At 66.5% G+C, this 19,357-nt stretch carries 17 protein-coding genes; 6 read left to right on the forward strand and 11 right to left on the reverse strand.

Annotated elements, in window-relative coordinates; genetic code table 11:
• Positions 1-185 precede the first annotated feature (185 nt).
• Both BTO32_RS16640 and BTO32_RS16645 read right to left on the reverse strand, forming a co-directional pair.
• On the reverse strand, positions 186-917 hold the full coding sequence (locus BTO32_RS16640) for an OmpW/AlkL family protein (protein ID WP_076725788.1): 732 nt from the start codon (positions 915-917) through the stop codon (positions 186-188).
• Between the two features lie 157 nt (positions 918-1,074).
• Entirely contained in the window at positions 1,075-1,530 is a 456-nt protein-coding gene (locus tag BTO32_RS16645; RefSeq protein ID WP_076725789.1) for a winged helix-turn-helix transcriptional regulator, read from the reverse strand.
• 90 nt (positions 1,531-1,620) lie between these two features.
• Between BTO32_RS16645 and BTO32_RS16650 the strand changes: the two genes are divergently transcribed.
• Both BTO32_RS16650 and bamE read left to right on the forward strand, forming a co-directional pair.
• The gene (locus tag BTO32_RS16650) at positions 1,621-2,733 is read left to right on the forward strand and encodes an NADH:flavin oxidoreductase (protein ID WP_076725790.1); all 1,113 of its coding nucleotides are present in this window, start codon (positions 1,621-1,623) and stop codon (positions 2,731-2,733) included.
• A 144-nt stretch (positions 2,734-2,877) separates the two neighbouring features.
• Positions 2,878-3,189 carry an outer membrane protein assembly factor BamE domain-containing protein gene (bamE, locus tag BTO32_RS16655; RefSeq protein WP_076725791.1) on the forward strand — a complete coding sequence of 104 codons (312 nt, stop codon included), beginning with the start codon at positions 2,878-2,880 and terminating at the stop codon, positions 3,187-3,189.
• Between the two features lie 153 nt (positions 3,190-3,342).
• Here bamE and scpC read toward each other — a convergent pair whose 3' ends face one another.
• A complete protein-coding gene (gene scpC, locus BTO32_RS16660) occupies positions 3,343-4,854 on the reverse strand; it encodes a succinyl-CoA:acetate CoA-transferase ScpC (RefSeq protein ID WP_076725792.1) in 1,512 nt (503 codons plus the stop codon).
• A gap of 163 nt (positions 4,855-5,017) precedes the next feature.
• On the opposite strand from scpC, the gene BTO32_RS16665 reads away from it, so the two are divergent.
• Positions 5,018-5,653 (forward strand): MarC family protein, encoded by a 636-nt coding sequence (locus tag BTO32_RS16665; RefSeq protein ID WP_076725793.1) that lies wholly within the window; start codon positions 5,018-5,020, stop codon positions 5,651-5,653.
• Positions 5,654-5,722: 69 nt separating this feature from the next.
• On the opposite strand, the gene BTO32_RS16670 is transcribed toward BTO32_RS16665, so the two are convergent.
• Positions 5,723-6,604: a DMT family transporter gene (locus BTO32_RS16670; protein WP_076725794.1), complete on the reverse strand. Its 882-nt coding sequence runs from the start codon at positions 6,602-6,604 to the stop codon at positions 5,723-5,725.
• 142 nt (positions 6,605-6,746) lie between these two features.
• Here BTO32_RS16670 and BTO32_RS16675 point away from each other — a divergent pair, with 142 nt between their 5' ends.
• Together BTO32_RS16675 and BTO32_RS16680 are read left to right on the forward strand one after the other, a co-directional pair.
• A complete protein-coding gene (locus BTO32_RS16675) occupies positions 6,747-7,700 on the forward strand; it encodes a LysR family transcriptional regulator (RefSeq protein ID WP_076725795.1) in 954 nt (317 codons plus the stop codon).
• 71 nt (positions 7,701-7,771) lie between these two features.
• Positions 7,772-8,083, forward strand: a complete 312-nt coding sequence (locus BTO32_RS16680; protein ID WP_076725796.1) for a hypothetical protein — start codon at positions 7,772-7,774, stop codon at positions 8,081-8,083.
• A gap of 20 nt (positions 8,084-8,103) precedes the next feature.
• Here the strand turns inward: BTO32_RS16680 and BTO32_RS16685 are convergent, their stop codons facing one another.
• The 3 genes from BTO32_RS16685 to BTO32_RS16695 form a co-directional block, all read right to left on the reverse strand.
• A complete protein-coding gene (locus BTO32_RS16685; RefSeq protein ID WP_076725797.1) occupies positions 8,104-10,605 on the reverse strand; it encodes an acyl-CoA dehydrogenase in 2,502 nt (833 codons plus the stop codon).
• Between the two features lie 113 nt (positions 10,606-10,718).
• Entirely contained in the window at positions 10,719-11,609 is an 891-nt protein-coding gene (locus tag BTO32_RS16690) for a prenyltransferase (RefSeq protein WP_076725798.1), read from the reverse strand.
• A 10-nt stretch (positions 11,610-11,619) separates the two neighbouring features.
• The gene (locus tag BTO32_RS16695) at positions 11,620-12,507 is read right to left on the reverse strand and encodes an AEC family transporter (RefSeq protein WP_076725799.1); all 888 of its coding nucleotides are present in this window, start codon (positions 12,505-12,507) and stop codon (positions 11,620-11,622) included.
• Between the two features lie 138 nt (positions 12,508-12,645).
• Here BTO32_RS16695 and BTO32_RS16700 point away from each other — a divergent pair, with 138 nt between their 5' ends.
• Positions 12,646-13,839 carry a MalY/PatB family protein gene (locus BTO32_RS16700; RefSeq protein ID WP_076725800.1) on the forward strand — a complete coding sequence of 398 codons (1,194 nt, stop codon included), beginning with the start codon at positions 12,646-12,648 and terminating at the stop codon, positions 13,837-13,839.
• Here the strand turns inward: BTO32_RS16700 and BTO32_RS16705 are convergent.
• The 4 genes from BTO32_RS16705 to BTO32_RS16720 all read right to left on the reverse strand — a co-directional run bounded on the left by BTO32_RS16705 (position 13,751) and on the right by BTO32_RS16720 (position 19,289).
• Complete coding sequence (locus BTO32_RS16705) at positions 13,751-14,728, reverse strand: DMT family transporter (protein ID WP_084206894.1); 978 nt, start codon at positions 14,726-14,728, stop codon at positions 13,751-13,753. The two genes, BTO32_RS16700 and BTO32_RS16705, sit on opposite strands and share 89 nt — an antisense overlap.
• Positions 14,729-14,778: 50 nt before the next feature.
• Positions 14,779-16,152, reverse strand: a complete 1,374-nt coding sequence (locus BTO32_RS16710; RefSeq protein WP_076725802.1) for a succinylglutamate desuccinylase/aspartoacylase family protein — start codon at positions 16,150-16,152, stop codon at positions 14,779-14,781.
• 107 nt (positions 16,153-16,259) lie between these two features.
• The gene (locus tag BTO32_RS16715) at positions 16,260-17,906 is read right to left on the reverse strand and encodes an MBL fold metallo-hydrolase (RefSeq protein WP_076725803.1); all 1,647 of its coding nucleotides are present in this window, start codon (positions 17,904-17,906) and stop codon (positions 16,260-16,262) included.
• A gap of 93 nt (positions 17,907-17,999) precedes the next feature.
• Entirely contained in the window at positions 18,000-19,289 is a 1,290-nt protein-coding gene (locus BTO32_RS16720; protein WP_076725804.1) for an MATE family efflux transporter, read from the reverse strand.
• Positions 19,290-19,357: the final 68 nt, after the last annotated feature.

A 19,357-nucleotide genomic window follows, 5' to 3' on the forward strand; every position in this document is an offset into this window, starting at 1 on the left:
CCATGGGCAGGGGATGGGACGTCGGAGCGCGGTTACGCGGGGGTAGGACGGGAAATCCGGTCACCGGTTCCGTCGCGATGCCAGGAGAAGGCGCATCCGCCACAAAAAAAGCGGAGCCGAGGCCCCGCACAGGAGAACGCACCCTCCGGCCGCCAACAGACCCAGGCGGCCGGAAGACACGGGGATCAGAAGGTGTAGGTGAAGCCCACCATGTAGACCATCGGGTCCAGCTCCACTTCGAATTCGTCGGTCTCCGCCGCGTAGTTGCCGGCCGCGTCGTACACCTTGACGGTGGCGTCGGTGTTGATGTCCGCCCACCAGATGGCGGCATTCAGGCCGAAGTTGTCGCTCAGCATGTAGTCCATGCCCAGCTCCAGGGCGACGCCGACACTGTCATCCAGTTCCAGCTCGGTGTCGGCTCCGGGGATGCCGTACTGGGTCGCCACCGCGCCGCTGAGCGCCGAGGTGGTCTTCTCTTCGAAAAACACCGTGTAGTTCACCCCGATGCCGGCGTAGGGCTGGAATTGGGAGCTGCTGGCCAGCGGGTAGTACTGCAGGGTCAGGGTCGGAGGCAGGTGCTTGGTTTCGCCCAGTTTCAGATCGCTGGGAAGGTCACCGCCGCCATAGATGTTGTGCCGGAACGGGGTGGCGCCAAGCACGCCCAGGCCCAGATGATCGGTGAACATGTAAGTGGCGCGCAGGCCCAGCTGGGTGTTGCTGTCCACCGTCACCCTGGAGTCAACGCCCGGGCCCAGCAGGGGGGCACCGCCCACGGTGATGGAGTCGCTGGAATCGTCCGGGGCCACGTGCACCGCGCCGGCGCGCACGACAAAGTCACCGGCTTCGAAGGCCTGGGCGGCGGGCGCCGCGGCCATCACGGCGGCGGCAAGGACTCCAAGTTTGAATGAACGGGACATAGCACATCTCCTTGACCATACATTGAATGGCTTCAGGGTAATGACCATGGGGCGGACAAACTTGATTTAGCGCAAGAATCGCCTGGGGCCGGCGGCGCTTTCGCAAGTGGATTGACGCAACTCAAAAAAACGGCGGGACGGTGGCGACTACGGATGGTCAGGCGGTGGGTTCGTTGTCCTCGGGTACGAACACGTCCCGGATGTCCAGGGGCTGGCCGTCGGCGTCGAGTACCTGGACGTCGCGGATCGGGCGGCCGCTGGCCCGGTCGCGGAGATCGAGCGGGCCCTGCTCGGGAGCGGGGTTCCAGCGATCGCCCCACTGCCGCAGCGCCACCACCACCGGGAACAGGTCCCGGCCCTTCTCGGTGAGGCGGTACTCGTAGCGGGAACCGTGCTCGCCCACGTCCACCTTGCGCAGCACGCCGTTATCCACCAGGCGGGTCAGACGGTCGCAGAGGATATTCTTGGCGATGCCCAGCTGCTGCTGAAAGTCCACGAAGCGGCGGGTACCGTACATCGCGTGCAATACGATCAGCAGGGACCACCAATCGCCCACTTCGTTCAGGGCGCGGGCGACGGAGCAGCGGGAGTCATCGAAACGTTTTCTGGCCATGGGCGGATTGTATCGAAAAGGGTTGCATTTTAAAACCAGATTGAATAGGGTTGCTTTACGAAACCAAATTGACGAGGTTGGACACCACATATGAGCATGAACCTGGGACCCTTGTTTGAACCGTTCGAAATCCACAACCTCACCCTGCGCAACCGTGTGGCGATGGCGCCCATGACCCGCAACTTCTCGCCCGGTGGCGTGCCCGGTGATGACGTGGTGGCCTACTATCGCCGTCGCGCCGAGGCCGGGGTCGGCCTGATCATCACCGAGGGCACCACCGTCAACCATCCGGCGGCCAACGGCTACCCCAACGTACCGGCGTTTCACGGCGAGCAGGCCCTGGCTGGCTGGAAGAAGGTGGTGGACGCGGTGCATGAGGCCGGTGGCGCCATCTTCCCGCAACTCTGGCACGTCGGTGCGGTGCGCAAGGAAGGCACCGAACCGGACCCGTCGGTGCCCGGTTACAGCCCGTCCGGCCTGTTCGCATCGGGTAAGCCCAACGGCAAGGCCATGACCAAGGAGGACATCCGGGATGTCATCCAGGCGTTCGGTGACGCCGCCCAGGATGCCAAGGCGTTGGGTTTCGATGGGGTCGAGATCCACGGTGCCCATGGCTACCTGCTGGACCAGTTCCTCTGGGAAGGCACCAACCAGCGGGACGACGAGTACGGCGGCAGCCTGGAAAACCGACTGCGTTTCGTGGTGGAGATCGTCGAGGAAGTGCGGCACCGGGTGGGGCCGGATTTCCCGATCATGCTGCGCTTTTCGCAATGGAAGCAGCAGGACTACGAGGCCCGTCTGGTGCACAGCCCGGATGAGCTTGAGCGGTTCCTGACACCGTTGGTGGCCGCCGGCGTGGACATTTTCCATGCCTCCACCCGCCGATTCTGGGAGCCGGAGTTCGAGGGCTCCCATCTGAACCTGGCCGGCTGGACCCAGAAGCTTTCCGGCAAGCCCACCATGTCCGTGGGCAGCGTCGGCCTGACCGAAGACTTCATCAGCGGCACCTTCGCCAGCACCCAGGCGGCGGTGGAGAAAGCCGGCATCGACGAGCTGGTGGAGCGCATGAACAACCACGAGTTCGAGCTGATCGCCGTGGGTCGCGCCCTGCTGCAGGACCCGGAGTGGCTGGTCAAAGTCCGGGATGGCCGTTTCGACGAAATCGAGGCCTTCGCCCGGAAATCCCTGGAAACCCTGTACTGATCGATCCCCTTCGATCCCACTGTGCCGCAGCACCGTAAGGGCTGCGGCTTTTTTTGTCCGGCGCTAGCTGTCCGCTTTGTAATCGCGGTATCCGCCGTCTTCGTTATCATGGCAAGGACAGTCTCAACGCAACAGGAGCATCCGATGACTGGAAAGCGTTTCCTTCAACCGGCCCTGCTGGCCCTGATGTTGGCGGTCCTGGCGGGCTGCGCCACCGTCGGTCGCGACTTCCCCACCCACAATGTCGACCAGATCCGGATTGGTGAAACCACGCGTGCCGACATCCAGGCCATGTTCGGCGAACCCTGGCGCACCGGCGTCGAGGATGGTCAGCGCACCTGGACCTACGGTAGATACCGCTGGTCGGCCTTCGGAGAGGCGCAGACCACCGATCTGGTGGTTCGTTTCAACGACGATGGCACCGTAGCGTCCTATGTGTTCAACACCACGGAATAGGCGCCCCGGGGCATTTGTCCGGCAACGAACGGGCCCGTCTGGAATTCCCGGCCTCAGCGTTTTTCCAGCCCATGCGGCCCCGCCTCTCCGGACGCCGGGCCCGTTGCCAAACCAACCTGAAGAGTGAGCCATGCGCGCACGCTGTGTTGCCGCTCACATCTGCCCGCTTTCCTCGAACCGCTGATGCCAGCTGAGGGCTTCGCTCAGCAGGTGCGGGGTGTGCATACCACGGCCACTGGCGCAGGCCCGCTCGAAATAGTCGAGCAGCCGGTCCCGGTAGTCCGGATGGGCGCAACGCTCGATGAGGGTGCGGGCCCGCTGCCGGGGGGACAGGCCGCGCAAGTCGGCCAGACCCTGTTCGGTGACGATGATCTGCACGTCGTGTTCGGTGTGGTCCACGTGGGACACCATTGGCACGATGGTGGAGATGGCGCCGCCCTTGGCGGTGGACGGGGTCATGAACACCGAGAGGTAGCCGTTGCGGGCGAAGTCCCCGGAGCCGCCAATGCCGTTCATGATACGGCTGCCCATGACGTGGGTGGAGTTCACGTTGCCATAGATGTCCGCCTCGATCATACCGTTCATGGCGATGACCCCCAGCCGGCGGATGACCTCCGGGTGGTTGCTGATTTCCTGGGGCCGCAGGATGATCCGGCTGCGGTAGAAGTCGATGTGGTCGGCCAGTTCCTGGTTCGCCTCGGGGCTTAGGGAAAAGGCGGTGGCCGAGGCCATGCTCAGTTTGCCCGAGCGCAGCAGGGCGAGCATGCCGTCCTGCAGCACCTCGGTGTAGGCGGTGAGATTCTCGAACGGGCCGTCATTCAGACCGATCATGACGGCGTTGGCGATGTTGCCAACGCCGGACTGCAGCGGCAGCAGGTTGGGGGGCAGTCGCCGTTGCGCCACTTCGTGCTCGAAGAAGTCCAGCAGGTGCCCGGCGATACGCCGCGAGGTTTCATCCGGTTCGCTGAAGCGTGAGTTACGATCCGGGGCGTTGGTTTCCACCACCGCGATCACCTTCTCCGGCGGACAGAACAGGTATTTCTCACCAATGCGGTCTTCCGGGCGGAGGATCTGGATCGGCCGCCGCCGGGGCGGCAGGGCGGTGCCGTAGTAGACATCGTGCATGCCTTCCAGGCCTGCGCTCTGGCCGTAATTCACTTCCAGAATGACCCGATCCGCCTGATCGATCCAGGTCTTGTTGTTGCCGATGGACGACGACGGAATGAGCCGCCCGTCCTCGGCAATGCCCGCCACCTCGATCACCGCGATATCCAGCTTGCCAAAGAAGCCGGACCAAGCGTGCTGGGCCACGTGGGAGAGGTGGATGTCGATGTAGTCCATGCGGCCTTCGTTGATTTTTTGCCGGCAGGTGGGGTCGCTCTGGTAAGGCAGGCGCAACTCGATGCCGTCGGCTTCGGCCAGGGCTCCGTCCAGCTCGGGGGCGGTGGAGGCGCCGGTCCAGATGCTGATGCGATGGCGCCGACCCTGGGCCTGCTGGGTACGGATGTGCTCGGCGAGTGCCTGAGGAACCGCTTTCGGGTAGCCGGCACCGGTGAAGCCGCTCATGCCGACGTTGGCGCCGGCGGGAATCAGGGCGGCGGCTTCGCGTGCGCTCATGATGCGATTCCGCAGTTTGGGGCAGAGAATACGGGTGGCGTTGGTCATGGCGGCTCCGGAAAACTACGTAGACGAGCTGGCAATCGTACCATGACATTAGGAAACTATGCTTAATACTTCTGGCGATACTCCTGGGTACGTTCTGTTGCGTACGGACGCCGTCGCGTGGCCGGACTATGCTTGTGGCTTTTCCTGGCCGGATTTCCCTGAGATGTTCGAAACCTTTTTTAGCACCTACCTCAACAGCACCATCCGCTTTGTGTTCCTGCTGGCTCCGTTCTTCGTCGTCACCATGTTCCTGGCGCTGACGCGCGGGCTGCCCGCGGCCGAGAAAGTGTCCATCATCCACCGGGCCATCGTGTCGGCTCTGGTTCTGGGACTGATTCTGTTCTTCGCCGGCCCGGTGCTGTTCGACGCCATCGGCATTACCCTGAACTCCTTCCGGATCGGTGCCGGCTGTCTGCTGTTCCTGACCGCGGTGAGCCTGGTCAGCAGTGGCACCCGGAGCCATGCCACCGGACTGCCGGAGGAAGAGCGTGACGATGTGGCGGTGGTGCCGCTGGCCATCCCGGTGATGATCGGTCCGGCCACCATCGGTGCCATCATGGTGTACGGGGCCGAGTTGAAATCGGTGCCGGAAGTGGCCGGCGGTTTGCTGGGCTTGGTGTCCGGGCTGCTGATCCTGGCGCTGCTGCTGCACCTGTCCGGGCGCCTGGAAACCCTGCTGGGCAAGACCGGCCTGAACATCATGTCCAAGGTCAGTGGCCTCATTCTGTCGGCGATGGCGGCGGAGATCGTGCTCACCGGCATCGCCGGTTTCCTGGCCACGACCGAAGCCCTGTCCTGAGCCAGCGGGCGCCTTTCGTGCTCGATATCTGAACGGCGGCTTACCTGAGCCTCATGAGGACAGGGGGGCTCAACCATTCGCCGGGTTGGCTTGGCGCACCCGTTGGCTCCGCTGACGGGAACGTAATCCCATCATGATCAGCGGCACCACAATCATGGCACTGCCTACGGCGAAGTAAAGGTCAGGCACCTCATTGAAACCGATCCAGCCGATGGCCACGGCCCAGATCAGGCCGGTGTATTCGGCGCTGGTGACTTGGTTGGCCGCCACTTGCCGGTAGGCCAGTAGCACCGTGACGTTGTAGCCCAGGATGAACAGTGACGAGCCGAAGGCACTGACCAGCAGGCCGCTGTCCCAGGGCGCGTTTTCCCACCATGCCAGGGCCCCAGCGGCCGGCAGGATCAGCAGATAGTTCAGAAACAGCGTGTGCACCGTCGACTGCTGGCCCGGCAGCTTGCGGACCAGCACGGCGTTGATCGCCAGCGCCAGTGCCGATCCCAGTGCCGCCAGCGCGGCCCAGTTCACCGCCACCGGGCGCAGGATCAGGAGGATACCGGCGAAGCCGCTCACCACCGCCACCACGCTCAGGGTGGACAGGGTTTCCCGGAACACCAGCACCGACAACACCATCACCAGGAAGGGGGCGGCGTAAAACACCGCGTTGGCGGTGGCCAGCGGCAGATGTTCCAGCGCCACCACCATGCACAGAATCCCAGCCAGATGGACGTGCGCGCGCAGCGCATGCACCCGGAACCCGGCAAACAGCGCCCGCCGGTTCAGCTGTCCCGCTAGGGGCAGCAACAGCAGCAGGGTGACGAGGCAGCGCAGGAACGCGAACTGAAACACCGGGGTACCCGGCTCCAGCAGCTTGATGAAGACATCGGAGACGATGGCCATGGCGTTGCCGATGACCAGCAGCAGGATGGCACTGTGGACGGTTTTGCCAGACATACCCTTGCACCTCGTTGAATTCCAGCGGGCCCGTTGAAGGCGTTGTGGCCTCCGTGTAGCCGGACCTGAGCAGAGGGAGTCTATGCCCGTCCATTTATCCGATAAAATGATATTTATTCACCAGCCATTAGGAAATTGGATAATGAAGCTGCCCCCCTTGCGGGCCCTGCCGGTGTTCGAGGCCGTAGCCCGGCTCAACAGTTTTTCCCTGGCGGCCGAGGAACTGTCGGTGAGTCAGAGCGCGGTCAGTCACCAGATCAAGCAGTTGGAAACCTATCTGGGAGAGAAACTGTTCTGGCGCCAGGGCCGGACGCTCACCCTTACCGACGAAGGCCGTCAGTATCTGGACGCCGTCGGATCCGCGCTGTTGCAGATTGAGCGGGCCAGCGAGCAGCTGCTGGGGCGCGAGGAGGCGCGCCTGCGACTGTCGGTGTTCAGCTCCTTCGCGGTGCGCTGGCTGGTGCCCCGGCTGCCGGAGCTGCAACGGCTGCACCCCCAGGTGGAGCTGTCGCTGGAAATGAGCACCGAGAACCCGGTGCTGTCGGATCGGGTGGCGGATTGTTTCATCACCATTCATCGCAACTCCCCGGCCTACAGTTACGAGCTGCTGTATGTCGAGCGCCTGTTCCCGGTCTGCAGCCAGGATTACTGGCAGCGTATGTGCCGGGAACTGGGGCGGGCCGAAGGGGAGGATGGTGCGCTGACGCCGGCGGATGTGGCGCGCTTCCCACTGCTGTCCACCCACAGCATTTTCGAGCGGGCGGCGGGGGACTGGCAGGCCTGGTTCCAGGCGGCGGAGCAGGCGTTACCCCCGGATGCGCGCCTCCAGCACTTCAGCCACATGCTGCTGGCGCTGGAGGCGGCCCGCTTCCATCAGGGCATCGCCCTGACCAATGACTACATGCTCTCCAGCCGCAAGGATTCCGAGGACTTCGTGCGCCTGCCCTGCCACCCCGTGGTCACCGGCGACCGTTTCTATTTCGCCTGGAAAACCAGCCGTCGTCGTGAACGGGGAATTCAGATCCTGCGGCGCTGGCTGGTGGACGAAGCCCGCCGCTCGGGGCTGAGAAACGTCGGTATAGACGGCGGTGCCTGAACGAATGGTAAGGAACGGGGGGCTGACGGCCGGCGTGTGATTGGCAAAGTCACTGCCATGCGAGGAAAGAGATGAAGGCTTTGTTGAAACCGGTTCTGTGCGCGATCCTGCTGTTCCCCACCGTTGCCCTGGCACATTCCGGCCACGACGCCGGCCTGCCGCCGGGGTTGCAGAAAAAGGTGCAGCGGGGTGAGCCGCTGCCGCCGGGCTGGCAGAAGAAACTGCATTACCGACGTGGCGACCACCTGGACCGTGAACTGCTCCGCTATGGTCGGGTCATCGACCTGGACGGCCGCCGCCAGCGGGTGGAACTCGAGGACCGGGTTTACACCATTCTCCGGGATACCCGGGAGATCGTGGACATCCTCAACGGTCGCGACTGACCGCCGCCGGCCGCCCGGGCTTATTCCCGGGGCGGTCGTTCCACCACCTTGCGCTTGCCCTTGGCGCACCGGGCCAGGGCCTTGAGGCCGTCGCCGTCGAACGCGTCCACCCGGATCACGTCGTACAGCGCGGTCAGCGCTGCCTCCAGTTTCGGGCACTCGTCCGCCGTCACGATTCCCTGGGCGCAGGCCCAGTCCACCAGTTCCTTGCGTTCGTGCCCCATCAGCAGGGCGATGTTGTCCAGCTCGTCTTCGTTGCGGTTGCGGATGGCTTCGTGCAGGCGTGCCCGCATGTCGGCGGTTTCCCGGGCCAGCCGGTAGGCATTGAGAACGCGGCCCAGCGGGTCGTCCGGCGCGGTGTTGATGTAGGTGCCTCGGCCGATACGCTCGCGCACCGGGGTGTCGTCGACGATGGTCCGGGCCACTTCGGTTCCCAGGCGGTCGTCGGGGCCGTTCAGGCCGGTGGCGCCGAGGGGGAAGACCAGCAGCCGTAGGGGCCAGCGCAACGCCGGTACCGGAAAGTTGAGGATGGCCGCGCGCAGGGACTGCTGCAGGTCGCGCAGGCAGGTTTGCAGGCACCAGGTCACCAGCGGTCGCTGATCCTCGGGATAGCCCTCGTCGTGCCACTGCTTGATCACCGCGCTGGCATAGTACATGTGCACCAGGGCATCTGCCATGCGGCCGGACAGGCGCTGGCGGGCCTTGAGACCGCCGCCGACGGTCAGCAAGGTCACGTCGGTGAGAAAGGCAAAGGCGGCGGAGAATCGAGCCAGCTGGCGATAGCAGCCGGCGATGCCGCCCTGCCGTGGCACCGGCTCCAGCCAGCCCCGGGTCAGGCCCAGCAGGAAGGCGCGCAGGGCGTTGCGGGTGGTGTGGGCCAGGTGCCGGTAGAAGGTGCCGTCGAACTGGCGGACCGCCCGTTCCTCGTCGTCCATGCCGGCCGCCTCGATTTCCTGGACGATGAAGGGGTGGCAGCGGATCGCCCCCTGGCCGAAGATCATCAGGCTGCGGGTCAGGATGTTGGCGCCTTCCACGGTGATGCCGATGGGCACCGCCTGGTAGGCCCGGGCCAGGAAGTTGCGCGGGCCGGTGATCACGCCCCGGCCGGCCACCACGTCCATGGCGTGATTGATCACCTCCCGCATCCGGTCGGTGTTGCGGTATTTCAGCACCGCCGACGGCACCGACGGCCGCACGCCCCGGTCCAGCATGCCACTGGTCAACAGGCGCGCGGCGTCCATCATGTAGGTGTAGCCGGCGATCGGTTCCAGCGCTTCCTGTACTCCCTCGAACTGGCTGATGGAGCGGCCGAACTGTTCCCGTGTGTAGGCATAGGCGCCGGTGGCCAGGCTGGCCAGCTTGCCGGCGCCGGTGCCCAGGGCCGGCAATGAGATGGAGCGGCCGATGGACAGGCACTCCAGCAGCATGGTCCAGCCCTTGCCAAGCATATCCTGGCCACCGATCACCTGGGACATGGGGATGAATACATCGGTGCCCCAGGTCGGTCCGTTCATGAACACCGTATTCATGGGCAGATGCCGGGCGCCGGCGTTGACGCCCTCGGTGTCTCGGGGCACCAGCACGCAGGTTACGCCGATCTCGTCGGTCTCGCCCAGCAGGTGGTCCGGGTCGTACACCTTGATGGCCAGGCCGATCAGGGTCGCCACCGGCGCCAGGGTGATGTAGCGCTTGTTCCAGGTCACCTTCAGACCCAGCACCGCCTCGCCGTTCCAGGTGCCCTTGCACACGATGCCCTTGTCCGGAATGGCGCCGGCATCGGAACCGGCCACCGGTGAGGTCAGGGCGAAGCAGGGGATTTCCTCACCTTTGGCCAGGCGCGGCAGGTAGTGCTGCTTCTGTTCGTCGGTGCCGTAGTGCATCAGCAGCTCGCCGGGACCCAGGGAGTTGGGCACCATCACCGTTACCGCGGTGGAGACGCTGCGGGTGGAGATCTTCATGACGATCTCGGAATGGGCGGTGGCGGAAAAGCCGAGACCGCCATCGGCCTTGGGAATCACCAGCCCGAAGAAGCCGTGCTCGCGGATGTACTTCCAGACCTTGTCCGGCAGGTCATAGTGCTCGTGGGTGATTTTCCAGTCATCGAGCATGGCACAGAGGGTTTCCACCGGCCCGTCCAGAAACGCCTGTTCCTCCTGGGTCAGGTGGGCTGGCTGCGCGTCCAGCAACCGGTTCCAGTCCGGGCGGCCGGAGAACAGCTCACCATCCCAGTCCACCGAGCCGGATTTCAGGGCTTCCCGCTCGGTGTCGGAGAGTTTGGGCAGGCGGCTGCGCACCCAGCCCAGCAGCGGCCGGCTGAGCTTGTTCCGGCGCAGGTCGCCGGGCAGCACCAGGATCAGCGCCAGGGCCAGCAGGACACCGCCGGCGAGAACGCTGAGCAGGTGCCAGTCGTCCTGAATCAGCCCGAGGACCGTGGCGACGGCCATCACCACCGCGGCGACGGTACCGCCGACGCCAAGGTAGATCAGGACCAACGCGCTGAGTAACAGCAGCAGAACACTCATGGGCGAACCTCCCTGTCATGGGTGAGGGAATGCGGGACCGTATGCCCTTACACCATCGGTCAAAGCGCGGGCAGTTGCAAGCCGGGGCCCGGTGGCACCGGGCCAAGCGGGGGTCAGAGACTCAGGCCGAGTGCCAGCAGGGCCAGGGTGGACAGCAGCACCGCCACGTTGGTGCCCAGGACCCGGTGCAGCCGTTCCGGCACCCGCCAGGCGCCGGGCAGCCGTGCCGCCAGCCACAGCGCTGCTGGCAGCGGCAGCAGGGCCAACAGCGTGGTGCCGGGCAGCACGCCGGCGGCAACCCCGGCGATGACCACCAGATAGCCGCCCAGCAACAGCAGGGCCACCACCCGGGCTGCCCGGTCCCGACCCGCCAGGATCACCAGGTGGCGGCGGCCAACCTGGCGGTCCGCCTCGGCGTCGGGGATCTGGTTGATCAGCAGCAGTTCGCTGACCAGCAACAGGGCAACCAGGGCAACCAGCAGGGCCATGGCGTCGATCCGGCCCCCCAGGGCCAGCACCGAGCCAAGCACCATGACCGGGCCGAACCCCAGTCCCGGCGCCAGCAGACACAACAGCGGGTGGCGGGTGAGCCAGCGGGTGTAGGTGAGGATCAGGGCAAGGCCGGCGATTCCGATCACCAGCATGGGCCAGCCGGCGTGCCAGAGAAAATACAGGCCGATGGCGACCACCAGGGCGAGGGTGCCGAGCGCGGCGGCCCGCACGCCGCCGGCCGCTTCCGGCGTTTCCGGCAAGGCACCGCTGCCGCCGGAGAACGGTGTCCGTCGGGTGAGCAGGTCGAGCCCGGAGCGGAAGTCGTCGTATTCATTGAACAGGTTGACCGCGGCGTGGGCCAGCAGGGCGCCGAGCAGTACCAGGCCGAGATCCAGCACGGACAGCGGCACGCCCTGGCGCCAGGCCACGGCAATGCCGCCGGCCGCGCACAGGGGGGCGAGGATCAGAAAGTTGGGACGGAAGGCGCGGACGACGGCAACCGCGTGCTGCATGTCGGATTCCTTACACGTAGCCGGCGGCGAACACCAGGCCGAGGACAATGGGCATCACCACCAAGCTGCCGAGATTGCTCAGCAGGACCAGCGACGCCACCTTATGCGGTTCCTGGCGGTACTGCTCCGCCACCATGTAGTTCAGTACCGCCGGCGGCAGCGCCGCGAACACCCACAGGCAGGCCACCTGCAACCCCGGCAGTTCCATCAGGGCAAGGAAAGGCCAGGCCAGCAGCAGGCCGCTGGCGGGGCAGGCCACGGCCCCCAGCAACCCCAGTTTCCAGTCACTGAAGTCCACATCGAGCATGCGTACGCCCAGGGCGAACAGCATCAGTGGAATGCACACGCCACCGAGCATGTTCAGCGACTCCAGCAGCCAGCCGGGCAGTGCGATCCCGCTGAAGTTTACCGCCAGGCCGGCGAGACTGGCAAAGACAATGGGCAGCTTCAGGCGCTGGACCAGGGACGAATGCGGGTCCAGCATGTACAGGCCGACTGAGAAGTGCAGCAGCATTTCCACGATGAACAGCACGATCGCCGCCGGCAGGGCGGCATCACCGAATGCCAGCACCAGCAGCGGAATCCCCATGTTGCCGGAGTTGTTGAACATCATCGGTGGCAGGAAGGTTTTCAGGTCCAGCTTCAGCCACCGGGCGAGGGGATACAGCAACAGCCCCGAACCCAGCACCACCAGAGTCCCGCCCAGGGCCAGCCAGCCGTAGTCCTGCAACGGCGCCTTCTGGTCCGCCAGCACCGCGAATACCAGCATCGGCACGAACAGCTCCATGTTCAGCAGGTTCAGGCCGCGGATGTCGGGGGTACGGTAGCGGCCGTACAGGGCGCCGCATCCGGCAATGACGAAAACGGGCAACAGGGTCGAGAGAATCTGGCCAATCATCGGGGGATGGCTCCGGCTGGTGTCGGGTCGGGTATCAAAACGGTTAGGTTCGCAAGTATCCGGCCGATTGGCAAATGGCTTGACGGCGCCTTCGACCAAAGGCCAAGGTTGGCCTTGACTCAGGGAGAAACCCGTACCATGTCCAGATTTGACGACCCCATCGACCGAGCGCAGACCGACTCGGTCAAGTACGATGCCCGCGCGGCTGTGTTCGGCCGTGCCGATGTCATCCCGGCCTGGGTGGCCGACATGGATTTCGCCGCGCCGGAGGCGGTGACCCGTGCCCTGCGGCAGCGGGCGGATCACCCCGTTTATGGCTACACCCTGTTCCCGGAGAGCCTGTACCAGGCCATGATCGACTGGTTTCGCGACCGCCATGGCTGGGCCATCGAGCGCGACTGGATACGGATGGCCCCGGGGGTGGTGCCGTCTCTGCACGCCGCCTGCCTGGCCTATGCCGGTGCCGGCGAGGGCGTGATCGTGCAGCCGCCGGTCTACCCGCCGTTCTTCGGCGCGGCACGCCTGACCGGGCGATCCCTGATTGAAAATCCGCTGGTGGCCGACACCGACCGGGACGGCCGGCTGCATTACCGCATGGATCTGGAACACCTGGAGGCCTGCGCCGCCCGGCCGGAGGCGCGGGTGCTGCTGCTGTGTTCCCCCCACAACCCGGTGGGCCGGGTGTGGCGCGAGGAGGAGCTGGCGGCGGTACTGGACATCGCCCGGCGCCACGACCTGGTGGTTCTCAGCGACGAGATTCACTGCGATCTGGTTTACCCGGGCGGCCCCCGCCACCGGATGCTGGCCAGCCTGCCGGGGGCCGCCGAACGGGTGGTCACGGCGGTGGCCCCGAGCAAGACCTTCAACATGCCCGGTCTGGGCCTGTCCGCCCTGGTGGTCCCCGATGCCGGGCTTCGGCGGGCCATCGCCTCGGTGTTTGAAGGCATGCACCTGCCCCAGTGCAACCCCTTCAGCGTGGCCGGCTTCGAGGCGGGCTACCGGCACGGTGGCCCCTGGCTGGACGAGCTGCTGGCTTACCTGCGGGACAACCGGGACTGGCTGGTGTCCCGGGTGAACCGGGACCTGCCGGGGCTGTCGGCGTGTGTGCCGGAGGGTACCTACCTGGTGTGGCTGGACTGCCGCGGACTGGCGCTGGAGGATGCCGCCCTCAAGCGCTTCTTCGTGCAGAACGCGGGTGTGGGCCTGAATCCGGGCGCCAGTTTTGGCGAGCCGGGCCGGGGCTTCATGCGTCTGAACATCGGGTGTCCACGCCGGACTCTGAAGACGGTGCTGCGGCGGATCGAGGCGGCGCTGGCCGGCCGATCCGGGTAGCCAGAACCAGGCCAAGCAGGATCAGGGCGCCGCCGGCCAGGTGATACCAGCTCAGGGACTCGTCCAGAAACAGACCCGCCAGCACCGAGGCGTACACCGGCGTCAGGTACATGAACAGGGCCGTGCTCCGTGGCCCAAGGGTGTGCACACCGTGATTCCAGAAGCCGTAGGCGAGAATGCCCGGAAAAATGGCGAAGTACAGCAGTGGCAGCAGGGTGCGGCCGGACAGCTCGAAGCCGCCACTGATGAACAGCAGGTCCACCAGGTAGACCGGCAGCAGCACCAGGGTACCCAGCAGCACCTGCGCGGTCAGGAAGGTCAGGGCGGGTACCGGCACCGCGTGGCGCCGCAGCAGCACCGAGAACAGGCCCCAGCAGAACACCGCCGCCACCATCAACAGGTCGCCGGCCTGCATCTGCAGACCGCTCAGCACCGACCACTGGCCCCGCGCCACCACCACCAGAATGCCCAGCACCGCGAGGGCGATCCCGAGAGCCTGCAGCGGTCGTGTCCGGTCCCCCAGCAGCAGCCATGCCAGCAGTGCCACGAAAATCGGAATGGTGGCGTTGATCAGGGCGATGTTGGTGGCGCTGGTGGTGATGGCCGCGTAGTACAGCAACGAATTGAAGGCGGCGACGCTGAAGGTGGACAGCACCAGCATGGTGCCGAGGTGTCGGCGCAGCACCGCGCGGTGCCGGAGCAGGCCCGGCAGTCCCGCCGGCAACAGGATGGCCAGGGCGATGACCCAGCGCCAGAACGACATGGACAGCGGCGGCAGCAGCGTGACCGTGCCGCGGGCCAGCACGGCATTGCCGGCCCAGAACAGGGGCGTGACCACCAGTCCGAAATAGGCCAGCCAGAGGGATTGGGTGGTGGTTTTGGATGTCACGGCAATCTCCTGCGAGTGTCAGGGGGTATCGCTGAAAATTGCCTAGGATACTACTCTCCTGGCACTTCCGCCTCTGTACCAATGTGGTAGGCGGCAAAACCGGCCATCACCACCTGGTCCACCGCCATGCCGATGATCCGGCCGTCGGCGGAGGAGCGGATCGGGTACTGGGCGTTGGTGATGGGGTCGGCTACGTAGCCCAGGATTTCACCCGCCGAGACGGTGTCGCCGAGGGCCACCTCGCTGAACAGGATGCCGCCGTGGTCGGCCCGGACCCAGGTGGAGTCGTAGTACACCGGCTCCGGCTCGCCCCAGACAAACATGCGCGAAATCATCCCCTCCTTTTCCATCAGGCTGGTGAGGCTGTTCACGCCGGCCTCGATCTGATGCTCCTGGATGCGGTGAGACTCCCCGGCTTCCAGAGTCACCGCGCGAATGCCGGCGGCCACCGCGGCGGTGCGCAGCATGCCGGGGGTACCGGTGCTGTGCACCACGGCCATGCGGTCGAAACCCCGGGTGAAGGCTGCCACCTCGGGGTTGTTCATGTCCGCCCGGATCTGGGGCAGGTTGGTCCGCTTGAGGGAGCCGGTGTGGATGTCCACCAGCATGTCGCAGTAGCGGATGATGTTTTCGAACAGCGAATGGGCAACACGGTCGGCGAGACTGCCGTCCGGCGAGCCGGGGAAATGCCGGTTCAGGTCGCGGCGGTCGGGCAGGTAGCGGCTGCCCTGGTGAAATCCGGTCAGGTTGACGATGGGGATGCCCACCACCCGCCCCCTCAGTTTCTCCGGATCCAGGTCATACAGGGTGCGGCGGACGATCTCGATGCCATTGAGTTCGTCGCCGTGGACGGCTGCCGTCAGGCACAGGGTGGGGCCGACATGGGCGCCGTTCACCACCAGCACCGGGGTGGTCTGGGACAGGCCGGCGATCTGGATGTTCGGGGTCCAGGCCAGGCGGGTGGATGTGCCCGGCAGCACTTCGTTGCCCAGCAGGGCGAAACGGCCGGCCGCAGCGGGCGGTGGCGGTTCGGCGGCCACCGGCGGGTCCGCCGGTGCCGGTGTTGTGTCGGTTCCGGCCGGCGGGGCGGCGGCCGGCGCCGGTGTCGATTCCGGCGCGGGTGCCGGAGCCACCTCTTTCAGGTCGACATGGGGCGCCACCCTGCGCGCCGGAGGCTCCGCCACCGGTTCGGCTTCGGCGGCGGGTGCCGGGGCATCGGCGGTGGTGTCACCGCCGGCCAGCGGCGCGGAGTGTTCCACGTCCTCGACATTTTCGTCCTCTGCCAGCTCGGCAATGGCCAGCGCCGGTGTCGCGGCGTTGGCCGGAGCACCGGCCTCGGCCCAGGCGCCACCGGTCGTGACCGGCAGCAGCCAGGCCAGCAGCAGCGGGGGTAGGGAGTGGGGGGTGCGGGTCGCATGGGGCATGGGGATTTCACCTCGGGTTGCGTCGGAGGCCAAGGATAGAGGCTTTCCGGCCGAACGGGATACCGCTGTGACAAAGGTTTAATACGACCGTCATGACGGCCCGGGGGCTAGGGTCGGCCCGCCGGCGCCAGATGCTGCCACAGGCCGTCCACTTCCCGGGCCCGGCCATCCGCCTGCAACTTGAGCAGGTGCGCCAGCGCCGAGCGCGCCGCCAAGCCGTGGATGGCGGCCGGGACATCGTCGTAGGCCTGGGCCGTTACGGCCTCGAGGGGAGCGGGCGAGAGTGCCGCCAGGGCCCGGGCGATCTTGTGTTCGCGGGACAGCCGGTGGCTGATCAGGAAATCAATCACCGACTCCGGCTGAGCCATGAGAAAACCATGGGCCGGGGCGAGGGTGCGCAGCGGTTCGGCCAGCAGGTCGTAGAGCGAGTCCAGATACGCCTTCATGTCACCGTCCGGCGGGTTGATCACGACCGTCGAGCCCTGCATGACGTGATCGCCGGAAAACAGCAGGCCCTGTTCGAGCAGCAGGTAGCAAAGGTGATTGGAGGCGTGCCCCGGCGTGTGCAGCACCTTCAGGATACCGGCCTCGGTGGCGATCAGGTCGCCATGCCCGGGCTGGTCGTCCGGCCGGAACCGGGTGTCCTGGGCACTGCCCGGCGGCGCCGGCCAGCCAAACAGGCGGCAACCGGTGCGGGCCTTCAGCGTGGCGGCGGCGGGGGAGTGGTCCCGGTGGGTGTGGGTGACCAGCACCTGATCGATGACGCCGCCGGTCAGTTCAAGGATGCGCGCCACATGGGTCGGGTCGTCCGGCCCCGGATCCAGCACCGTGAAACGGTCGTGGCCGAGCAGGTAGGTGTTGGTGCCGGGGCCGGTCATCAGCCCGGGGTTGGGGGCGGTCAGGCGGAGCACGCCGGCGGCGATGGCCACCGGTTCGCCCGGAAGAATCTCCGCCCGGGTGCTGCCTTCGCCTTCCGGGTCCAACTTGACCGCTTCGTCGTAGGCCGGGGCCCCTGGCTCCAGCAACACCGGCCGGCCCTGCTTTCGGGCCGGCCAGGGCTGGTTCGGGTGCGCCTCCGGTGGATGGGCGTGGGCGTAGCGCAGCAGGGCCTCGGTGCTGTCGAAGTCGCTGAGCAGGCGCAGCGTGCGCAGGGTGGGCAGCCCCAGCAGCCGGTGCCCCTCGCGGTGTTGCGCCAGGGCCTCGGTAGGCCGGATCCAGAGGTGGTCGATGGTCTCGACGCCGTCGTGACTGGCGATCTGGCCCTCCGGGGCACGGGCGACGAAGAAGCGGGTATCGAACCGGCGCGGTGGCCCCGGCGGTGTCACCCAGTGGCTCAGGTAGGCGAGCCGGTCCAGTGGCAGGATCAGGTCATGGCGCCGACACAGGTCGGCGAGGCTGAGGCGGCCCTCGAACAGGGCCTGGCGGTCACCGTGCACCGGGTGGTCGGCGTCGATGAGGCGGCCCCGGCGGTCCACCGCGAGCAGGATACCGGCCTCCTCGAAACACTCCCGTACGGCGGCCAGCATGTAGTCGGCCCCGCCCTCGTCCAAGCTCATGATCTGACTGATCTCGGCGTCGTCTGGGCCCAGGGCATGGGCTCGCCCCCCGGGCTCGTGTTCGTCCACGGCGCCGCCGGGAAATACGAAGTAACCGGGCAGGAACGCGGCGTTCCAGCTGCGTTGCAGTAACAGCACCTCCGGGCCTTCGGCGGTGTCCCGGGTCAGAACCAGCGTGGCGGCAGGGCGGATGTCCATGGTTTCCCCGTCTTTTGGCGATGGCGTGTTGGGTCCACTTCGCACGATACCGGATTTTGCCGGTTTCGTCTTGGCGCGCCCGCCGGGCGTGGCTCAGGCGTCGGCCGCAACCGGCGGCCGACGCAGGTGGGCCATGCCGGCCCGATACAGCCGGTAGGACAGCAGACCGGCGGCCAGGTTGCCCAGCAAAGCGCCGCTCATCAGCCCGGGCATGCCGCCCAGCCAGCCACCCAGCCAGAGCGCCGGCAGGAAGCACAGGAACAGCCGCAGGGCGGAGATGGTCAGTGCCCGCAGCGCCAGGCCCAGAGCGTTGCACACCGACACCATCAGCATGCACACGCCCAGGCCGCTGTAGCTGAGTGGCACCCGCAACAGATAGTCCTGCAGCACCGAGCGCACCGACACGTCGCTGCTGAACAGGTGCGCGGCGACCCCGGACAGCACCAGCCAGAGCAGGCCGATGGCCAGCTGCCAGGCCACCACGAAACGTACCGCGATCCGAACCAGCTGGCGGATGCGCTCGATCTCGCCGGCGCCGAGCATGCGCCCGATCATCGGTGGCATCGACATGGTCAGGGCCAGTACCACCACGATGGAGAAAAACTCCAGCCGGGTGCCCAGGCCCCAGGCGGCCACCGATGCGGACCCGAACCCGGCCACCAGGGCGGTGGCCAGCATCGCCGACACCGGCGGCATCAGCTGGCTGACCATGGCCGGTGCCATGATGCCGGTCAGCTGCCGCAGCGCCTGCCCCAAGTTCAGCCGGGCCAGGTCGAAGCGCAGCCAGTGGCGCCGGGCCAGGGCCGGGTAGATCACCAGCGCGCCGAGGGCGAAGGCGGTGACCGTGGCCCAGCCGGCCCCGGGCAGCCCCCAGCCGAACTCGAAGATGTACAGGTAGTCCAGGCCGATGTTGGCCAGGCTGGTGGCCATCATCAAGTATCCCGGCAGCCGGGTGTTGCCGTGGGAGCGGCAGACACTGTAGCCAAAGTACAGCATGGCGCCGCTCCAGGCCGCCACCAGCCAGGGTAGCCAGTAGCTCCGGACCAGCGGCAACAGCGCGGGCTCGGCGCCCAGGGCCGCCATGATCGGCTGTTGCAGGCACCAGAGTGCAAGGCAGAGCCCGAACACCAGCAGTCCCCCCAGCGCCACCACCAGGCCGCCCAGGCGTTCGGCCCGGAGAGGGTCGCCGGCACCAAGGGTACGGGCGATGATGGCGGTGGTGGCAATGCCCAGCCCCACCTGCAGGCCGATGATCAGCTGCTGCATCGGCAGGGTGAAACCGAGCGCCGCCAGCGGGTCGCGGCCCAGCTGGCCGATGAAGGCGCTGTCCACCAGCTGAAAGGTCATCAGCGACAGGACGCCGAACAGCATTGGCCAAGTCATGGCCGCCAGTTGCCGGCCCAGGCTGTGAGGGGGGTGTGTCGTGCTCAAGGGATGTGGTGTCGGGTCAG

It is taken from the genome of Marinobacter lutaoensis, from assembly GCF_001981305.1.
Classification (GTDB): Bacteria; Pseudomonadota; Gammaproteobacteria; order Pseudomonadales; family Oleiphilaceae; genus Marinobacter; species Marinobacter lutaoensis.